The organism is Mycoplasma sp. HS2188 (assembly GCF_025209835.1).
In the GTDB taxonomy this organism is placed as follows: Bacteria; Bacillota_I; Bacilli_A; order Mycoplasmatales; family Metamycoplasmataceae; genus Mycoplasmopsis.
Window position 1 is genome coordinate 14870 of record NZ_JAOAOI010000008.1, and the last position, 19692, is coordinate 34561.

Genomic DNA, 19692 nt, shown 5'->3' on the forward strand with positions numbered 1-19692 from the left:
AATTACTCTTCTACTGTGATTAATTTTTTGTTTTCGAAATCAACGCTTAAGGTTTGGTTAGCTTGCAATTGGTATTCATATTGGTAAATATCAGGGAAAACATCAGCGATAAAAGCTAAAATAAATTCATATACTGCAATCATAGCTACAACATCATTGTGGCAGTATTCTTTTAGTTTTTCTGCAATATGAGCTCATTGTAAATCACTAGTGTTGCCATTATTACGATTAATTGCAATTTCTAGTGCGGCTGAACCGTTTTTAACCTCAAGGGTAGCATATTCCTTGATTTGAGTGCGGTAATTAAAATATGATTTTGTTTTAGTGATAATTTTTTCAATTTTTTTAATGCTAGTATAGCCCAATAATTCCATGATACGAGTTGATTTAATTTTGCCATTAAATGCTTTATCTGTGATTGCGTTTGATAATTTAGTATAGTCTTGGATGCTTCCTTTGAAATTTTTAAAATCAAGACTTAGCGATTGGTCGCTTAAATTGTGGAAGTTGTTATATTTTACAAAATTAGAAGCAAAAATTATGTCGTCAGTTTTAGGTGTGACTTTGGTGAAAAAGTCTAATAAATCAAAGGTGTTATCAACTATATGCAAAATAACTGATTCAAATTCTAAAAATGAACTAAAGCCTCTTTGTTGCATTAATGATATAAATTCAATATCGTTATTTTTATATCTAAGTTCGACCATATCTCTTATTTCTAAATTACGGGAATTTTCATATCCTTTGTTAAAGACAACATATATATCAGCCTTATCTTGGTACACATCTTTAATCACATCCACTAGATCGATTAAGTTAACACTTTTAGGATCTTTTAGTGTGTCTTTTTCGAATATGGTTTTACCATTTTGACTAACAATCACTGAAACTTGGTGTGGAATTTGGCTTCATGATTTAAGGCCATCAAAAATTGTGATTATAGAACTTAATCCTTCATAATCGTATCAAACAATTCTAGCGTCTTTGACCATTAATTTACTGATTAAATTCAATGAATTTAGTGTGAAATAGTTGGGAGCTTCATAAAAATTATCAACTATTTGGCGATGTAAATTAATATAATCGGCGTCGAGCGATTTTAGTGGTTTACCAGTTCCGTTAATACCTGATGAGTATTTATAACGTTCTCCTAAAATGAGTTCTTTAATTCGGTTTAAATCAGGATTTTTGCCAAAATCACCACTATAATCATCTGTAAATTGGTATGTTCAACCATATTCTTTATCTAACGATGAATAAATTGGCAAATTAGAGTTGTATGCTTGAACGATTAGGGCAATTTTGTCATCAAAGTTTGCTAAAGATTTATTAGATTTTTTCAGTTCGATTTCAGTCCTATTGTCAATAAAATCTTTAACTTTGGCTTTGGTTGGATTATTGAAAATAAGGTTATTTTTTATAGCTTCAATAATTTTACCTGTGTATCTAATATTTTGTTCTTCATCAAAATAAAAACCTAATGAAGTCGCAATTCCGGTGTTAATTAAGCCTCTAATTTTTAATTCTTCGGCATCTTTTATTTTCCGCGTAGTGATTCTCAAAACACCTGCTGGAGTATTGCTTCCGTAAATACCATCTACAAATCTAAATGGGATTTCGCCTTTTTTGTAATCTTGTGCCTCAGGACTATAAATTAAATACTGAATGTCATGAATTTCAATTCCCATTTTTTGTGCAACATTATAGACATAAAAACTTTTTAAGTAGTCAATTAACTCGGTGCTACTTTTGAATTTTTCAAAATATAAGGTTTTAGTTTTAGCGTCATAAGCCATTGCGTTAGCTTTAACAGCAAAATTATTGTCATTGTCTTGGACAAAGTAGACAAAACTTGGGTCAATAATAAAACGACGTTTTGAAGAAATGAATTTATTTCATTCTTCGTTTATTTGCTCAATATTTTCGTTAGAAAATAATGTACGACTAAAATAAAAATCATCTAAATTTTGTAAATCATCGCTGAATTGACTAACGAAAAAGTCTAAAGCTTTACGACGCGCCTTGACAAAAATATTGGCTGAATTTTCAAGCTTGTAATTTCATTCATTTGATAAAAAAATCTCTCTTTCTTTTTCGCTCACCAGTGATATTAATGCGCTATCATCATCATCCTCACTATCGTAAACAAAATTATCAAATGAGTCAAAATTGTGTTTATTTTGTGTGTTTATGTTTTGGTCCTTAATCTCATTTTGAACATAAAGTTCAAAACCATTAGCATCCACGCGCGGTATATTTTCTAGCTCATTGGCGCTATTTCTTGGAGCTCAAATAAATCATGGCTGCGAAGTGTAAGCGGTTTTAAATTTAGCAAAATTGATAATTTTTAAATCTTTTTTAAATTCACTATCTAACGTCTTTAAATTGAATATCTTCATCAATATCTCCTTCTTTTTTTCATTGGTTAAATAATTGTTCCCATTCTTGTTCATTGTGACAACTTAAATATTGCAATACTTTACTATCACGACGCACATCGTAGCGAGGGCTAACGCCAATGCGCGAATAATCAGTTCAAAATTTAACAATTTCATCTACTGATTTTTGTGCTCTTAACGGATCGATTTTAAAGTTATATTGACCAATATTTCTTTGATAAATGTCAATATTTTCTGGGTCAGCATAATCTTGTTCTTCGAGAAAAACTGCAATAATTGAATATGCTTTATATCCTAATAAATAGGCATATAGTTCCGCTTGTGCCCGGTAATCTAAAGGAACATTCATATTATTATTTTGTTCCCAAACTTCTTGTTTTTTAGCTTGGACCGCTTTCATTTCTAATACTATTTTTTTAGAAGGGATCAAACCATCAGGCACACCACCTAAAATATCATGGTGACCTTTAAAATAATCATATCCTACTTCTGAGGCAATAATGTGCTGAATGTCTAAATTAGGGAACTTAGTTTTTAATGCTTCAAACACTTTGGGTTCAACAGCTTCACCGGCCCTTACATATTTCTTTTTAAAAATTGGCATTGATAATCTCGCCATATGTAAAAACGCTAAGAATTGTCCCTTGAATGCATCTGTTTCAAAAATATTACCAATTGATGAACCACCAAACTTTTTGAACCCTGCAAATGATCCGGGTTTATTTCTCAATAAAGTTTCGTGATATTCTTTTTTTAATCTCACAACTTGTTCTGTTGTGTCTAATTCATATTCTTGTCCGTTGTATTTTCTCATTTTTCTCCTTAATATTTTATATTATAAAATATATAGTTTTTTCAGAAAAAAAGAAGAAAAAAAACATCCTAATTTAGGATGCTTATATTATTTTAAGTGATAGTTAATAAATAAACCAAGTAGTACTAAACATCAAATAATTACTAAGATTAGAACTGCTACGAAAAATCACGCTAAACCATTTGAATTTTTATATGGGTATGTTTTTTGTTCACTAGTAGATTCAACCATTGAAATTTCATTCATTTTTGGTTCTTCTTCAACTTCACCGTTGATGTATGACATTGCCGGGTAAAGTTTTTTGCTATCTTCTTTATCGTATTGGAAGTCAAAGAATTGAACTAATTTTGAAGAAACATACTCGTCTTTTTCTAATTTATACTCAACAAAAGCGTGTTTATCTGAGGTTATATTGATTGCAGTAACAATAATATTGAAATCAGCGTCTGTTTTAACTAATTCACAACGTAATTCAATTGGGTGAATTTTTTGTTCAACGTCAAGATATAATTTTGCATTTTTAATATCTTGAACAAATTCTTCTTCTGTGTAAATGTTGTCAAGATTTTCTTGAATTTCGAATTTATCACTCATATAGTCAAAGTTAGAAAAATCGAAAATGCCATCAACTGTTTTAGATCTAAATGAATCTTTTGAAAAATGATATAAAACATATGCTTTGTCTTTGCTTACAACGTTAATTTGTTCAATAACTAAATTTAAATCAGAATCTGTTTTAATGTTGTGTTTACCTAATGTTAAAGCATTTGAATCTTTATCAACTTCTGCATAAACACTAGCTTGTTCCACTAAATCAACAAATTCTTCTTCGCTCACTCTTGCTAGTTCAATTTGTTGTGTTTGTGATAAGTCTTCAATTGGTGTTGTATTTTTTGCAGGTGATGCATCAACAAGATTTTCACGGTTAATAAATTCGATTACTTCTTTATCTTGAATATTTTCTTCTTTAACACGTTTTAAAATGACACGACATTGATCAACGGTAGCGGTACCTCTAAATGCTCCATCTCTGTGGAATCATACTTTTGTTTCAGTGTTTGAAGCTAAAGATTTTTCAATAAATTCATTTAAAGCTTGTTCGAAGGTTTCGAAGTTTTGACGTCTTTTATTTCCTTGTTTTTTTAGGTTAAAAGACATTTCTCTTTGACTATTGAATTTTTCCGCTAAGTAATATTTGGTTATTGGTGTTTTTTTGGTCGCCATATTTTCCCCTATCTATAAGTATTACAAAATTTTCAATAAATTTTAATTTAATTATATATAAATAAATTTAATTTAATGCAAAAATTCCAAAATTATGAATCATTTAAAAATTTATTAAGGATTAGCACTCAGGCGAAACTTCCCTTTATTAGCTTTTTAAAATTTTCAGATTGATTCTACGTGTAATTATATTGATTAAAACCGCATAAAAATAAAAAAAATAAGCAAAATTGAATGTTTAATCAATGAAAAAAACTTAAATATTTTTTGTCATAGTTTACAGCGAGATATTTTTTGCTTATTTGAATATGAATTATTTCCATATTTTCACAAAAAAAATGTTCCATTTAATCCTAAATTATTCAACGGGAATAAAATTATCATAAAGGAAGGAAAATAATATGCAATATCTCGACTAAAAAGTTCAGTAATCATTTCTACATACAGCAAATTAAGCACAGTAAACAACAAATTATAAATTCTTTAACTTTAAATAGGTGCTTTTGCGGTGATAATTTGCCGAGAGTAATAATTACGACAATATAAATTTAAGTAAAAATCAGTACTAAACAATTGAACGTGTCAATATGATTTCAAATATCAAAATTGGCAAATTTACACGAGATCGGTCAATAAAATTGATCTAAATAACTAAGAAAGGTACTAATATGAATAAATATCAAATACTCTTTACTGTTTTTTTAATATTGTTTATAGCAATAATTATCAGTTGAACAATACTAGACACTGCAGTAATATCTTGAATATTAGGAAAGAAAAATTAACATGGTTTTTAAAAAATTAAAAGATACTAGCAAAATGACTATTAATTTAATAGTTTTAACATTTACAATCGCAATCGGAATGATAAGATCAATAATAATATCATTTTTAGATAATCAGCCGATTGCGTTTAATAAAAATCCGTTTATAGAAGGCTTTAGTTGAGCAAGTGAGATAATACCACCGATTTTAATATTTATATCTCTTTGATTTATCTGTGAAATAATTGTGGCAAATAAACATAAAGCAGTAGTTATTACAGTTTCAATAGGAATAATTCTCTCTGTATTAACCCTTATTTTATTCCTAGTTAATGGACACTATACATCGTATACGCCAAAATTCAATCATGCAACTTTGTTCTTATGACCTAGCTTAATGATTTTTGTGTTAATTTATTTTGTTTTATACATAGTCAATGAAGATTTATTTCGTGTCAAAACACACTAATAAATTAGATTTATTTTTTGGTCGAGAATAACAAAATTTTCTCAATGTTTCTATTGAAAAAAATTAATATTTCACAATAGTTAATAGCATATTGTGCTCACTTAGATTTCGTTTTAAAAAATTACTGAATTTGTTGAAAAAATTCAGTAATTTTTTTTCGTTCTGGTTTAGTTATTTTTGCTCGACGATATAAGAGATTATGAAAACTTATGCCTCACCATAAGTCTCATTGCAAAGAAAAAAGATTTGGTTTTAGTTTTGGTCAAATTTTCTTTATTGGCTGAGTAATTTTTTTAAATAATAAACAAGTACGAATGTAATTTAAAACTAATGAATTGAACAATAACATAACAGCCAATACACTCAAAGAAATAATCAATATATTTGTTTGAATTAGTGATTTAAGTGCGAATAATAAAACAAAGGCAATTACGAGTAATATTGCACAAATTACTCAAAAAATATTCCAAAACTTATTATTTGCGCGTTTAATAAAAATGTCTATCTTTGACTGAGGAATATTTAGTTTTTGGAACTGAATTAATTTATCCAATCATCACCTCCTCGTGAATATAGTCATATTTGTAGGCATAATTGCGTTTATTATTACCCCAAACAAGAACTGTACTGCTGATACCGAATTGTCCGATAAACATAATTAGGATAATGAATATTTTTGAAAAAATGTTTAAACCTGATGTCACACCAACAGTTAAACCACTAGTACCGAAGGCCGAAGAAACTTCAAACAACATATGAGCAAAATTGAAATTATTTGAATCTAATTGACCACCATAATCGCTTAAACTTGTGGCACAAATGAGTGAGAAACTAATAACTAAGAATACAGAAATTGAGAACACAATTGAACTCATTTTAACGGTAGAATCATCAATGCGACGTTTGAATGAACGCACCGAAGGACGACCTAAAATTTTTGAAATCATAGACATTATCAAAATCGCAATCGTAGTTGTTCGAATACCCCCACCGGTTGAAACAGGTCCAGCACCAATAAACATCAATATTGAAAGCACAATGATGCTGCCTGTTGAAAGTTGTGCTAAATTTATAGTACTAAAACCAGCTGATCTGGTAGAAAGTGATAAAAAGAACATTTGTCAAACTTTTTCCGCTTTATTGCCGTATTGAGTCATGTTTCAAAAATTAACATTGTTGGCTTTTTTAGACAATAATTCAAAAGTTAATAAGGCAAAAAAACCAATAAAAGTTGTAATAACGTATGTTGTCACACTCAATTTAGTGATTAATTTAAAATTGTATCTTCGGTTTTGTTTGCTGTATTTGATTTTTAATTTTATGAAATTTAAAAAGTCATAAATTACCGGAAATCCTAAACCACCAATGACGAACAAGATTACAAACATAACTTGTAAATCAATATTGTGGTAATAAGCCATTAATGAATTGTCGCCGATAATGTCAAAGCCAGCATTATTTAAAGCTGAAATAGTATGAAAAAAACCATATCTAAAAGCTAAATTTCAATTATATTGCGGCGAAAGATATTTCCCATAAAAATCAACATTGCCAGCGCCTGAAGGTTTAGCTAGATAAAAATAAAAACTTAGACCAAAACCAGCAATTAAAGTAACAATTAATAAAGTAGCAACTGAATGAAAGATGATTTTTTTATTTTGACCAAAATTATCGCCACCACGTTCCTGGGCTACTAAGCCCATTTCACTAATTGATTTTTTGGCTCGCGGAAAAATCAAACTAAAGAAAAATATTTTTAGAGCAAATATGCCAATGCCACCGGATAAAATTAAAAATGCAATTACTGCTTGGCCAAAAGCATTCCAGGTATTCCAACTTGCTTTAGTAACCAAACCGGTATCACTAAATGCTGACGCAGTTGTGAATATTGCATCCATATAAGTTATATTTTGATCACTATTATGGGAAATAGGACTATAGAGTACAAGGCTCGAAACTACGATAATTATTAAATAAGTTAGAAAAATAATTCTTAAATGGCTGATGCGACGCAACCAATAGATAAAATTTCTAAAGTTAGTTCTAAATTTAGAATTTCGTCAGCGACTTGCAAGATTAGGCTTTTTCATGTCCATATTGTAATACATTTTCCTGTTAAAATTATAGTATTAATAATAATTTGATAGTATAATGACATATATCATTTAGGAGAATTATGAGTAAGTGACAAAACCAAAATATATGCGTAATCGGGGCAGGACGTTTCGGTAGTGCTGTAATTAAACAATTATTAACAATGAAAGTATCTTTATTAGTAGTAGATAAAGATGAAACTAATTTAAAGCCATTTCGCGATTCGGTCAATAATTTAATTGTAGCTGACGCAGCAGACACAAAATCATTAAAAGCGCTTGGCGTCGAAGACATGGACATAGTTGTTGTTGCCACAAATGACAATATTGAAATTGTGGCCGCTTTAATTGAATCGAAAATCACCAATATTATTGCGCGTGCTCATTCAGAGCGTCATGCTAATGTTTTACAACAAATAGGTGTCAAAGTGATAATTAAACCTGAACAAGAAGCTGGTGTGAGAACTGCTTTATTAGCGGCAAACCCTAACTTTGCTAAATATTCTAAGGATTTACAAGAATTAGGAGATGGTTTTGTTATGGGGACAACAAATTTAAGTTCATCTAAATACATTAACAAAACTTTAAAAGAGTGTAAATTTGTCGAAAAAGGAGTTAGTGTTGTCTTAATTAAACGCGGAACACAGACCATACTGCCATCAGGATTTAGTGTTTTACAAAAAGACGACTTAATTACTTTTTTAGGTAAAGTAAATGATGTTACTCATGTCTTTGGTTTAATGAACGAAAAGGACTAAAAATTTCTTACTTTTTTGTGAAAAATTTCATATTTTAAAAAATGCATTTTTGGTAATTAATTTACCTGGAAATGCATTTTTTTATTTTTTCAGAAGATATTGGATACTTAATAATAAATTAAATTATTGAAAGCGGTCAATAATTAATGTAAAATAGTGGAGGATAGTGGAGGGAAGTGTATGTATGGACAATACGAACGTACAATCGATGTTAAAAACCGTGTTGCATTGCCAGCAAAATTACGTGACGCTTTAGGTTCGAAATTTTATTTGACAATCGGCATGGAAAATGTCATCGAGATTCGTAACGAACAACAGTACGAAAAACTTGAACAAAGTTTAACATCTACCAGTATGTTCAATCGCAATGCGAAAATTGTTAAACGTTGATTTTTAGGTCACACCTACGAAATCGAATTAGATTCGCAAGCACGTTTTGTCATACCAAAACTAGCACTTGAAAAATCTGCTATCCAAAAGGAAGTAGTTTTTATAGGGACAGGTGATTTAGTTGAATTATGATCACTTGAACAATATCAAGATTACGAGGCATCTATTAGCGATGAGAAATTACAAATGGCTGCTGAATCATTAATGAAAGGAGAGAATAATGACAAAAGATAATCACTATTCTGTCCTGTTGAAAGAATCGATAGAGGCATTAGAAATTAAACCTGATGGCATCTATGTCGACTTAACATTAGGGATGGGCGGTCATTCTAGTTCGATTTTGCAAAAACTAACTACTGGTCGTTTGATTAGTTTTGACAAAGACGATTTTGCGATACAAAAAAGTCGTGAACGTTTGAGTAAAATTAGTCATAATTTCAGTTTAATTCATTCGGACTTCCAAAATATTACTGAAGAATTAGCAAAACTTGGAATCGACAAAGTAGATGGGATTATTGCAGACTTGGGAATTTCTTCACCACAAATAGACAATGGCGAAAGAGGATTTAGTTATAACAAAAATGCGCCTCTAGATATGCGAATGAATCGTTCACAAGAACTTGATGCTCATTACATTATCAATAACTATGATGAAAAACAATTGGTACGTATTTTAAACGATAACGCTGATGTAAGGCTTGCTCCGCGAGTTGCTAAGGCCATCGTTGCACAACGTCCAATCAATACCACATTAGAATTTGCTAATGTTATCAGAAACTCCTTGCCGGCAATTGTTGTCAAGGAAAAAAATCCTTGTAAAGCAGTTTTTCAAGCGATTCGCATCGAAGTGAATAATGAGCTTGAATCATTGCGTATCATGTTAGAAAAAAGCATTAACTTGTTAAAACCAAATTCTCATCTAGCCATCATTTCCTTTCATTCAATAGAAGATAGAATTGTTAAAAAGTTTTTTGGTAATTTAATCAAATCTAAATTACCAGTCAAAATGCCCATTGCTGAAGAAAAAAAATATAAAGTTAAAATCTATGAACCTTCAAGCGATGAGTTAAGTGAAAACAATCGTTCTCGAAGTGCTAAACTGAGAGTATTGACAAAATTAAAATAAAAAAAAGGGGGGGTTAAAATGCATCAATATTTAATAAACATAAAAATTTCAACAGAAAATGTTGGTATTAGTATTATAAAAAGTGATGGAGAAAATTTTAACCCCATCCATAAAACCTTAAATGCATACAATAACAGTCAAGATATTGACCAAATATTGAAAAATCTACTAATTTTTATAAAAAAGAACAAGTCAATTAAAAAATCACCTTTAAAATGATCAATAATTTTTACAAATAATTTGCTAAATATTTGTGTAAAAAACGAAAGCTATGAATTGAATTTTGACCAAAAATCAATAATTGATTCAACAGCTCAAGAGCACATTAAAAACAATGTGTTGCAATTAAAAGACCTTTCTTTTTTCAAAATTATCCCGACATCTTATATTGTTGATACAGGACAAAATATTAAGGAATATACTTCTTTTCCCCTTGGTAAAACAGGTGTGAAAATAACCGTTAATTACAAGAGATATTGTGTAGATAAAAATTTAGATTTATACAATAAAATTATTGAATTATTACACAAAAACCAGATAAATGTATTTCAAAAATTCATTGACTTGGAATGTTTAATTAAAACACAAAACATTGAAAATGATGCAATGATTATTGACTCATCTATTGATGCTAAGATGAATGTTATTGAGTATGAAAATTCCTATTTAGCAGAAGCTAATTGTGAAATAAACCCATGAGAAGCAATTTACGATACATTGATTCATCACTGCGGTAATAATTATCTAAACAAAAAAAATATTAATGCGTACATAAAAGCGAATATTGTTAATTATCATTTAATGAAAAATACGAATTTAAGTTCGGATAATTTAAAGACATATAAAATTATCTCTAAAGCTTTTAGTCTAATCGCAAAAAAAATTATTGACATCAAACGAATAGACAAAAACAAACAAATTATTTTAAGAGGTAATTGTTCGAAAATTATCAAAAACATTTTTGAGCAAGCCAAATTCAATAATTTAACCCTATTCAATGATGAAGAGGCACAAAGACACAATATTGATGATATTGATCTAGGAGTTATAACCTTGGTTAATGATTCGCAACAATTAGATTTAGCCCAAACTCAAAATGTATATGAAAAAGAACAAACGAAAAATTACAACTTTTTCAGTAAAATTTTTGCTTTTTTCAATAAAAATACTAACCATAAATTATAAGGGAGGATTATGTCAGTAAATGCTAACCAAATAAAAATAAAAATAATTGGTATTGGTGGAGAAGGACGAAATATTATTAACTTATTCTCTTTTCAAGACCAAAACATTGAGCTTTTTGAGGCACAAACTGACATTAAAGATTTCTCCGGTAATGAAAACGTTAAACAAATAAATTTAGGCCAAAGTGTTCAATTTAAAGGCACGGCAGGTGAGCCATGAATTGGCGCCCAATGTGTCGAAGACAATGAAGAATTAATAAAAAATATTATTAAAGATACTGATTTATTAATTTTAGCAGCTGGCGCTGGCGGCGGAACAGGCAGTGGTGCTACACCAATCATCGCTCAATATGCACAACAAATGAATATTGCCACATTAGCGATAATTTCAATGCCTTCCGAGGATATTTACGGTAAATCAGTTCGTAGAAAAGCACTGCAAGGTTTACAAAATATAAAAGAATCTGTAAATTCATATATGGTAATCGACTACAGCGACCTAAGCGATTCTTTAGATTTACCAATGACCAGTTTAATAGAACTACCGGGCCTAATTGCCAATAATGCACTGAATGTATTATTTGACATAATTTTTGAAAAAATGCAATCAAACATTGATTTCAATACAATAAAAAACATGTTTTTACACGGCGGTCAAATTTTAATTTCTTCTGGCCAAGCTGATGAGAAAGATGCAGTCGCGAATGCTCTTGTTGATGAAGCTGAACGTGCTAAATTCATTACTAAATCTGATCATTTTGCACAAATGATATTGCACATAGAATCAAATAATGCCACTGGTAATCAAATAAGTGAAATTAGAAAAAGCCTATTTAAACGTTATAACCTAGACGAAGAAAATCTATTGTTCAAAACCGCATTTCAAACAGATAGCCAAGCCAAAGCGGGTTCAATCAAAATTGCTTATGTTTTGGCCGAAGATAATCGAAATAAACAAAAAAATACAACTACTAATTTGGATATTAAATTATCACAAAACAATATTAACTCACAACCCGAAATAGTCGATGAAGTAGATAATGCATTCAATATTACTTCAGAAATGTTGCTAATTGACAACGATGTTCACGAAGAAGAAAAAGAAGAAAAAAACTCACCACAAGTTCCTATTTTCAATTAAACTAAACAGGCCAGGCCTGTTTTTTTTATATACTGGTTATATAGGTAATTTGGTATTATTATAAAAGAAATTTTAAGGAGTTGTATGCATCGTTTTTTCGTTAGTCAAAAAATAAATAATTCGTTCGTTTTGGATAGTGATTTGCTTCATCATTTAAAAGTTGCTCGTTTATTTGATGATGAGTTTTTGCTAAATTATCACAACGAATTTTATCGTTGTCGTTATAACAAAGACACAAATCAAGCTGATATTATTGCAAAAGTGGAACTCAATCATGAATATCAAAGCGATCTTGTACTCGCAGCCCCAGTCATCAAGGGCGAAAGATTTGAATGAATGATTGAAAAAGCAGTTGAGTTAGGTGTCAAAACAATTATTCCGATGCTCTCACAATTTAGTAATCGCAAATATTTAGAGATCAACTTTAAAAATGAAAAAAAATATGTGCGCTACAGAACAAAAATTAAAGAGGCCGCACAACAATCATTTAGAAATATCATTCCGCAAATAACACAAGTTCAATCTTTTCGTGAGTTAATAACACAATATCTTGACAAAAATTACAATATTTATATTGCCCACGAGCAATTAGATTCTAAACACCAGATAAACTCAATTCAAACAAATTCGCTAATCGTTGTAGGTCCTGAAGGTGGTCTAAGCAAAGATGAAATAGAGTGAAGCATTGCACTAAATAACGATAAGATCCACTTTATTTCACTAGGTAAAAGAATTTTAAGAGCCGAAACCGCTGCAATCAGTATGCTTGCGCTAGTAAAGGAGTAATTATGCCAGAAATGCCCGAAGTTGCCACTGTAGTTAATAAATTAAGACCTTACATTCAAGGCTCATCAATCATTGATGTTGAAATTTATAAAGAAAAACTAATTCAAAACGCCAGTGCAAGTGAATTTAAAAAAGCAATTATAAATAAAACTATTAACAATATTTTCAATTTAGGTAAACACATTATTATTGAGTTAAGTCACGAAATTTTTATATTAAATCATTTAAGAATGACTGGTAAATACGCATTTTATGATAAATACCATCAGCCAACAATTCACGACCATGTCGTGTTTAGATTAAACAATGGGGTTTTATATTTTAATGACGCCAGAGCCTTTGCCACTTTTCATCTTAAAACAAAAAGTGAGTTGTATACAACACAACCACTAAAAGATTTAGGAAAAGTTCCACTAGAAACTAATATTGATGAACTTTATTCAAAAATTAGAAAAAGAACACAGGCTATCAAAAACATTTTACTCGATCAAAAGTTGATTTTAGGTATTGGAAATATTTATGCTAATGAAGCATTATGATTAAGTAAAATTAATCCTTCCACCCCTGCCAATAAATTGAGTAAGCAAGATCTAGCAGATTTAGTCACAAATGCGGGCCAAATTATGCATACAGCAACACTAATGGGCGGTTCTTCAATTCAATCATACTCATCATTAAATGGCGAAAAAGGAAAATACCAAAATGAATTGAAAGTTCATGGACGAGATAGAAAACACTGTTATCGTTGCCAGTCTATAATTAAAAAATATTGAATAGGTGGTAGAGGTACTTATTATTGTGCTAATTGTCAAGGGGAAGTTGAAAATGTATAGAATTGACTTACATGGTTGCGACATAAATCAAGCTCTTTCACGAATTGAGTTCGCTTTTTTTGAAGCTCAAGAGCAAGGACATGAGATTGTCGAAATAATCACAGGCAATGGCATGGGAGTTTTAAAAGTTATTGTCGAAGAATATTTACGCGAATCAAATTATGAATGAAGTATTGAGCGTGAAGGTGTTTATTTGGTTTATTTAGAAGATTATTATTAGTAAAAATTAAGCAAAAATAACCAATGTGAGCCAGCATCGGTGATGCTTAATTTTTAATATTACCTTTTTAGTTTATAATATAAGTGAAAACTTAGGAGATAATATGAAAAATAAATTTTTAATTGGCTTAGGGGCAGTTTTAACAACTATTTCTTCGTCAGCATTTGTTGTTTCGTGCAACAATACTAATGAAAATGTTAAAAAAACTGACTCTGACACACCAGCTGCAAACACAGCAGCAACTAAAGTTGTTCTATCAACACAAGGTACTAAAAATGCCGGCGAAGTTGCTTCAGCACAAGGCGATAAACAACAACTACAATATGAACAATATCAAGAAAATTTTTCAGAAGTTGAATTTAGACCTACACCAGGCAAAACAATTGTTGATGCTGACTTAATAACACCTAAAAAAGGTACAGGTTTACAAGTATTCATCAGTACTTACGATGGTGCTACAACCGTTTATGGTAAATCAGAAAGTAAAAGACCTTTTGAAGGTATTAAGCTAGGTACACTTGAAAATATACCAAGTGGTTTCACAGTAGCTAACGCTGATCGCCCAACATACCAAAGCAAATCTAAAGAATACACCCAAAATAGTGGTTATATTAATGTTGAAAATGTTGATGGACACTACAAAATCAAATTTAGATTCTTTAGAAGCGGCAATAGAGAAGCACAAGGTACAGTAGGTACTGAAGTTTACGAATTATTTATTTCTTAATCTAATTTAATACCCGTTAGGGTATTTTTTCTTTGCCAAAATCCCTAAAAAAGCAAAAAGTGTTAAAAAAGCAAAAAAACGACGAAAAATTGTTTTTTTTGCTTTTATTGTTTTTTATTGTTATATATAATTAGCAATATATATAAAAATATGAAAGGAAATATTATGAAAAAAACAATCTTTATCGATGGTTCATTTTTCACAAATGAAACATCATACACAACAGCTTTAATGAACGAATTTCACGAAGCACTAGGCAAACCAGAAAGAATCAACCTAACAGATTCAGTATTTAACAGAGCACCTTTATCACAAAGCAACATTGCTACATACTGAGGCGAAGTAGATGGACCAGGTTGAATTAATAAACTAAAAGAAACAGATTTATTAGTATTATCTTCAACAGTAGTTAACTTTACAGTTCCATCACTAGTTAAAAACTTTATTGACGCCATTTCAATCGCTGATTTATCATTCTCATACAAATTGTCAACTGACGGAAATCCAGTCGGTTTATTAAAAAACCTAAATGTAATTTTAGTAACATCACAAGGTGGTCCACAACAACCTGGTGTAGATTCAATCCAAGTAAAATGACTACGTTCTGTATTTAATTTCTTAGGTGCTAAATCAGTAAACTTTATTGAAGTTAACGGAACAAAAATGCCAGATTTAATTAATGGTGATACTGCAAAATACGCTAAAACACGTGTTGATGAATTCAAAAAACTTGTTGACTCTCTATAATCATTTTTCAAACCCTAACGGGTTTGATTTTTTTATACTCTTTGACAAATAAATTTGTCAATGTGGGCAATATATTATAATAAGGACATGTATTTAATCTACGGTAGCGAAAAATATTTTATTAATCAATATTTGAAATCAATATTAGACTCAAATAAAGGTCATGAAGTAGTTAATTATTATTTTAATGAGGAAAATAATGTCAATGATCTAATTGATATTGTGGCTGCAAATAATCTGTTTGGTGCGAGTCGCATTATTGTTATTTATGACTGCGTTTATTTAGAAGAAAAAATCAAAAATAACGCATTGAATGCAATGAGCAATTTAATGGCCGCATTACACGCAAATACTCAAGATATTATTATTTTTATCAATAATAATATTGAACAAAAAACAAAAATTGTCAATAATGAATTTACAAATTTTCTCAACAAAAAAGATATAACACTGCTGTATGCCAACTCAATACAAGAGAATGAATTAAATAAACAAATAGTGCAAATGGTTAAACATCTTGGTGGCAACATTAATAACCTTGCGATCGAAGCTTTATTAAAAAAAGTCCCTAATGACTTATATTTAATTAATCTTGAGCTAATTAAGCTAATCAATTTAAACCCTAATATCAGTGTCGAAAATATTGAAAACACAGTTAGCAATATTTATTTAGAGGACGCATTTGGCTTTGCCAATAGTTTTGAGAAAGATAATTTCAACTTAATTTGACGTAAATATAAAGAAAAACTCAATGAAGGTACGCAAATCGGTTATTTGATTGGGCAATTGAGTCAATTATTAATTTTGGCAGACCAAATTTATTGCTTTAGTAAAGCTAAAAAAAGTCTAATTGATGTTGCGAACGAATTAAAATTAAATCAATACCGAGTTAAAAAAGTGTACGGTCTTTTAAACACAATTGGTGTAAAAAGAGTACACAAAATGATTAAAGAACTTGCACAGTTAGATCGTGACATTAAAAATGGAAAAATCGATGAGTTTGTGGGCTTTGAAAATTTTCTAGTTATGAATTTTAATTAAGAGTTTGTTTAAAATTTAAAATATTTATATAGCAAAATTTAAATATATTGCTAACTATATAAATTCTTGACGAAATATCAGTCCCAATTCAATAAAAAGTCTGTCAAAAAGGCTTTTTTTGTTTCTTACATGACGCTTAAAAAAGTTAAATAAATTCTTATTAGTTCTATATGTCAAGTGTATAATATTGATATCAAAATATATCTGAATCGCCAAGTGGAATCGTCGCAGTTGAGACTTAGAAGTGGGATATATTGTGAGTGGACAAGCCGAAAAAAATATTTTTCAGTCACAACTTCTGTTGTGACACTTTTTTTATTTTCTAGTTTGTTGCGTATTTTGCATTTATGGACACAATTTAAAAAACATAGATAACTATTCAGATCTTAATGAATCATCAGTCACAATGACAATAAAATTTCGTCTAATTATCTGTACGGCCGATATTTCATTTCATAATTACATTTATGAATAATATAATTTTAATTAGATAAAAACTAGCTAACGTATCAATAAGGAGAAAATATGAGAAAAGAAATAATCTTAAATGATTATATTGATAAAATCAATGAAATATCAAAAAACGATATTAATCAAGATCAAAAAGAACTAATAATTAATATCTTAAAAAGAACAGATGAAAAAGATTTACAAAACGTTTATCAATTTCTAATCAAAAGAGTGAAAACTGGTTTTGTTTTTGATGAAGCGCCAGCTAGCAAAAACACATCTTTAGCCTTGCTTAAAAAGGATGAGGAAAGATCATTTGTTAATGATGTGTTGAACCAACAAGAATTCCAAAACACTCTTATTATCGGTGAAAACTATGACGCTTTAAAGAATCTATTAGTGATAGAGAGAGAGAGAGAGAGAGTCGCTAGCGACTCAAATGCACTTTACGATGTAATTTACATCGATCCTCCTTATAATACTGAATCATCTTTGAGCGACGGAAATAGTTTAAAAAATGGCGAAAAAGATGATATCGCAGCTTCAAAATTTATTTATCGTGATAAATTCAGCCGCACAGGTTGACTAAATATGATGAACGAACGTTTAAGAATGGCAAAAGACCTATTGAAAGAAGATGGGGTTATTTTTGTATCAATTGATGATGCTGAACAAGCTTATTTAAAAGTTTTAATGGACGAAATATTTGGTGAAGAAAATTTTGTGGCAAATATAATATGACAAAATAAATATACAATTTCAAACGACAAAAAAATGGAATAACTATACAAAATGAATATATTATTATGTTTTCAAAAAATGAAAAAACACTTAAATTATTAAATAAACCTTTAAGAGATGAATATATTGATAAAACTTACAAAAACCCAGACAATGATTCAAGAGGTTTATATATGACGGTTCAGATGTATAAGAAAAAAAATCCAAAATCATATGAAGTTATCTCTCCAGCAGGAATTAAATTTAATTTACCATGAAATTTTTCTAAAGAAACATTTTTAAAATTGCAAAGCGATAATAGAATTTATTGAGGTAAAAATAATGATTCTATACCTAGAAAAAAAGTTTTTCTTTCAGAAAGTAAAGGTTCTGGAAATGTAAATTTAATTTGAGATGGAAAAAATAACGGATACACATCAGATGGAAGTTCATTAATTGAAAAAATTTTAGTTGATAAAAATAAATTTTTATATCCAAAACCCATAACTTTAATAATCCAATTATTAAAAATGTTTGATCAAGATATTCGTGTTCTTGATTTCTTCGCCGGTTCTGGCACAACAGGTCACGCCGTTATGGAATTGAATAGAGAAGATGGCGGAAACAGAACTTTTACCCTTGTTACTAATAACGAAAATAACATCGCGCACGATGTGACTTACGAAAGACTTTACAGAATAAATAATGGTAAAGGAACAAAAGAAGAAACATTCAAATGACTAGAAAAAAACGAGCCTTATAAACAAAATCTTAATGTTTTTAACATTGAATATTTTGACACACAACTTTTTAATGACAATGTTAATAATGAATTGATTAAGCAAACCTTAATTAAAGAATTACAAGATAATGGAATTACAACGTCAACAAAATTCGAAAAGCATCTGTACTATGATTTAATGTCTCTAAAACCGCTTGATAATGATAAGGAAAAGCAAAATGGCAGCAATTAATTTATCTGATGTGCAAGCTAGAGCAGTTAATGAATTAGTCGAAAAATGCGATTTGGATAATAAGTCATCTGTTTATTTTAAAGCACCTACCGGTAGTGGTAAAACATTTATGATCGCTAATGTGATTGATCTTTTAATTAAATTACACGGACACAAGCAAAAATTATTCTTCATTATAGCAACTTTGTCTTCCGGCGAATTGCCTAAACAAATGGAACAAAATTTAAACGAATATAAACATGTTTTATATTCAATTAGAAATATTGAAAGAATTGAATCGCCCAGTGTTAATAAAACTAAAAATAAAGACTACGAGCCACAGTTAGTTTTAGAACAAAATAAAGTAATGATTTTTGGAGCTTCAACTTTTGGTAAAGGCAGAATCCTTACTGAATATAATTATCTAGAAAACTTTATACAAGAAATTAAAAGTGAAGGTTATAAATTAATCTACATAAGAGATGAATCACACCACGGGGGCGAAGTTAAAAACAATTTTGTTGACATTGACAGAAGCGATTTAAAAAATAAAAATCAACAAAATGAGAAGCATTTTGAAGCTTTGGTGCAAAAAGCTGCACAATATATTATCAAAATGACAGCTACTCCGCCAAGAACACAAAATCAAGTAGTAATCACTGAAAAAGAATTGCAAACAGACTCAATTAAATTAATTAAAACCGAAGCAAAAAGAAATGATTTTATGGTCGATAAATTTTTAGAAGAAATTAGTGACTTTGATTTATTGCAAAAAGCATGTGAAAGATTTAAAGAAATCAAAAAAGCTTATGATGATGCCGAATCAGAACCGGCATTAATCAATATTCATCCA

General features: G+C 29.6%; 20 protein-coding genes. 15 read left to right on the plus strand and 5 right to left on the minus strand.

Features of this window, described 5'->3' with window-relative positions; all coding sequences use genetic code 4:
- Nucleotides 1–2: 2 nt before the first annotated feature.
- The 3 genes from N1F73_RS02835 to N1F73_RS02845 all read right to left on the minus strand — a co-directional run bounded on the left by N1F73_RS02835 (nucleotide 3) and on the right by N1F73_RS02845 (nucleotide 4437).
- A complete protein-coding gene (locus tag N1F73_RS02835) occupies nucleotides 3–2399 on the minus strand; it encodes a DUF2779 domain-containing protein (protein ID WP_260360029.1) in 2397 nt (798 codons plus the stop codon).
- On the minus strand, nucleotides 2368–3213 hold the full coding sequence (locus N1F73_RS02840; RefSeq protein ID WP_260360030.1) for an MAGa7180 family putative nuclease: 846 nt from the start codon (nucleotides 3211–3213) through the stop codon (nucleotides 2368–2370). The genes N1F73_RS02835 and N1F73_RS02840 overlap by 32 nt, the downstream gene beginning before the upstream one ends.
- Before the next feature lie 87 nt (nucleotides 3214–3300).
- Nucleotides 3301–4437, minus strand: coding sequence for a hypothetical protein (locus N1F73_RS02845; protein ID WP_259290454.1), 1137 nt, complete (start codon nucleotides 4435–4437; stop codon nucleotides 3301–3303).
- A 786-nt stretch (nucleotides 4438–5223) separates the two neighbouring features.
- Here N1F73_RS02845 and N1F73_RS02850 point away from each other — a divergent pair.
- Entirely contained in the window at nucleotides 5224–5670 is a 447-nt protein-coding gene (locus N1F73_RS02850) for a hypothetical protein (RefSeq protein WP_259290453.1), read from the plus strand.
- A gap of 121 nt (nucleotides 5671–5791) precedes the next feature.
- Here the strand turns inward: N1F73_RS02850 and N1F73_RS02855 are convergent, their stop codons facing one another.
- Nucleotides 5792–6223 (minus strand): MAG0130/MAG3770 family membrane protein, encoded by a 432-nt coding sequence (locus tag N1F73_RS02855; RefSeq protein WP_260360031.1) that lies wholly within the window; start codon nucleotides 6221–6223, stop codon nucleotides 5792–5794.
- Nucleotides 6216–7778, minus strand: coding sequence for a potassium transporter TrkG (locus N1F73_RS02860; RefSeq protein ID WP_311733631.1), 1563 nt, complete (start codon nucleotides 7776–7778; stop codon nucleotides 6216–6218). Before N1F73_RS02860 ends, N1F73_RS02855 begins: the two co-directional genes overlap by 8 nt.
- A gap of 68 nt (nucleotides 7779–7846) precedes the next feature.
- On the opposite strand from N1F73_RS02860, the gene N1F73_RS02865 reads away from it, so the two are divergent.
- From N1F73_RS02865 to N1F73_RS02930, 14 genes are all read left to right on the plus strand, one after another.
- Nucleotides 7847–8521, plus strand: coding sequence for a TrkA family potassium uptake protein (locus tag N1F73_RS02865; RefSeq protein WP_259290451.1), 675 nt, complete (start codon nucleotides 7847–7849; stop codon nucleotides 8519–8521).
- 180 nt (nucleotides 8522–8701) lie between these two features.
- A complete protein-coding gene (gene mraZ, locus N1F73_RS02870) occupies nucleotides 8702–9145 on the plus strand; it encodes a division/cell wall cluster transcriptional repressor MraZ (RefSeq protein ID WP_260360032.1) in 444 nt (147 codons plus the stop codon).
- Nucleotides 9132–10037 (plus strand): 16S rRNA (cytosine(1402)-N(4))-methyltransferase RsmH, encoded by a 906-nt coding sequence (gene rsmH, locus N1F73_RS02875; RefSeq protein ID WP_259290449.1) that lies wholly within the window; start codon nucleotides 9132–9134, stop codon nucleotides 10035–10037. Before mraZ ends, rsmH begins: the two co-directional genes overlap by 14 nt.
- An 18-nt stretch (nucleotides 10038–10055) precedes the next feature.
- Nucleotides 10056–11222, plus strand: coding sequence for an MAG3720 family protein (locus N1F73_RS02880; protein ID WP_260360033.1), 1167 nt, complete (start codon nucleotides 10056–10058; stop codon nucleotides 11220–11222).
- 9 nt (nucleotides 11223–11231) lie between these two features.
- Nucleotides 11232–12362, plus strand: coding sequence for a hypothetical protein (locus N1F73_RS02885; protein ID WP_260360034.1), 1131 nt, complete (start codon nucleotides 11232–11234; stop codon nucleotides 12360–12362).
- Between the two features lie 84 nt (nucleotides 12363–12446).
- Nucleotides 12447–13148, plus strand: a complete 702-nt coding sequence (locus N1F73_RS02890; protein WP_260360035.1) for a 16S rRNA (uracil(1498)-N(3))-methyltransferase — start codon at nucleotides 12447–12449, stop codon at nucleotides 13146–13148.
- A 2-nt stretch (nucleotides 13149–13150) separates the two neighbouring features.
- Nucleotides 13151–13981, plus strand: a complete 831-nt coding sequence (gene mutM, locus N1F73_RS02895; RefSeq protein WP_260360036.1) for a DNA-formamidopyrimidine glycosylase — start codon at nucleotides 13151–13153, stop codon at nucleotides 13979–13981.
- The gene (locus tag N1F73_RS02900; RefSeq protein WP_260360037.1) at nucleotides 13974–14201 is read left to right on the plus strand and encodes a Smr/MutS family protein; all 228 of its coding nucleotides are present in this window, start codon (nucleotides 13974–13976) and stop codon (nucleotides 14199–14201) included. The genes mutM and N1F73_RS02900 overlap by 8 nt, the downstream gene beginning before the upstream one ends.
- 103 nt (nucleotides 14202–14304) lie before the next feature.
- Nucleotides 14305–14928, plus strand: coding sequence for a variable surface lipoprotein (locus tag N1F73_RS02905; RefSeq protein ID WP_260360038.1), 624 nt, complete (start codon nucleotides 14305–14307; stop codon nucleotides 14926–14928).
- A gap of 165 nt (nucleotides 14929–15093) precedes the next feature.
- Nucleotides 15094–15675, plus strand: a complete 582-nt coding sequence (locus tag N1F73_RS02910; RefSeq protein ID WP_259290442.1) for an NAD(P)H-dependent oxidoreductase — start codon at nucleotides 15094–15096, stop codon at nucleotides 15673–15675.
- Nucleotides 15676–15762: 87 nt separating this feature from the next.
- Nucleotides 15763–16716, plus strand: a complete 954-nt coding sequence (gene holA / locus N1F73_RS02915; RefSeq protein ID WP_260360039.1) for a DNA polymerase III subunit delta — start codon at nucleotides 15763–15765, stop codon at nucleotides 16714–16716.
- Between the two features lie 525 nt (nucleotides 16717–17241).
- Nucleotides 17242–17949: a DNA methyltransferase gene (locus N1F73_RS02920; protein ID WP_260360040.1), complete on the plus strand. Its 708-nt coding sequence runs from the start codon at nucleotides 17242–17244 to the stop codon at nucleotides 17947–17949.
- A gap of 23 nt (nucleotides 17950–17972) precedes the next feature.
- Nucleotides 17973–18860, plus strand: coding sequence for a DNA methyltransferase (locus tag N1F73_RS02925; protein ID WP_260360041.1), 888 nt, complete (start codon nucleotides 17973–17975; stop codon nucleotides 18858–18860).
- Nucleotides 18847–19692, plus strand: an 846-nt coding sequence (locus tag N1F73_RS02930) for a DEAD/DEAH box helicase family protein (RefSeq protein ID WP_260360042.1), incomplete at its 3' end; no start/stop codon positions are given. The genes N1F73_RS02925 and N1F73_RS02930, both read left to right, overlap by 14 nt.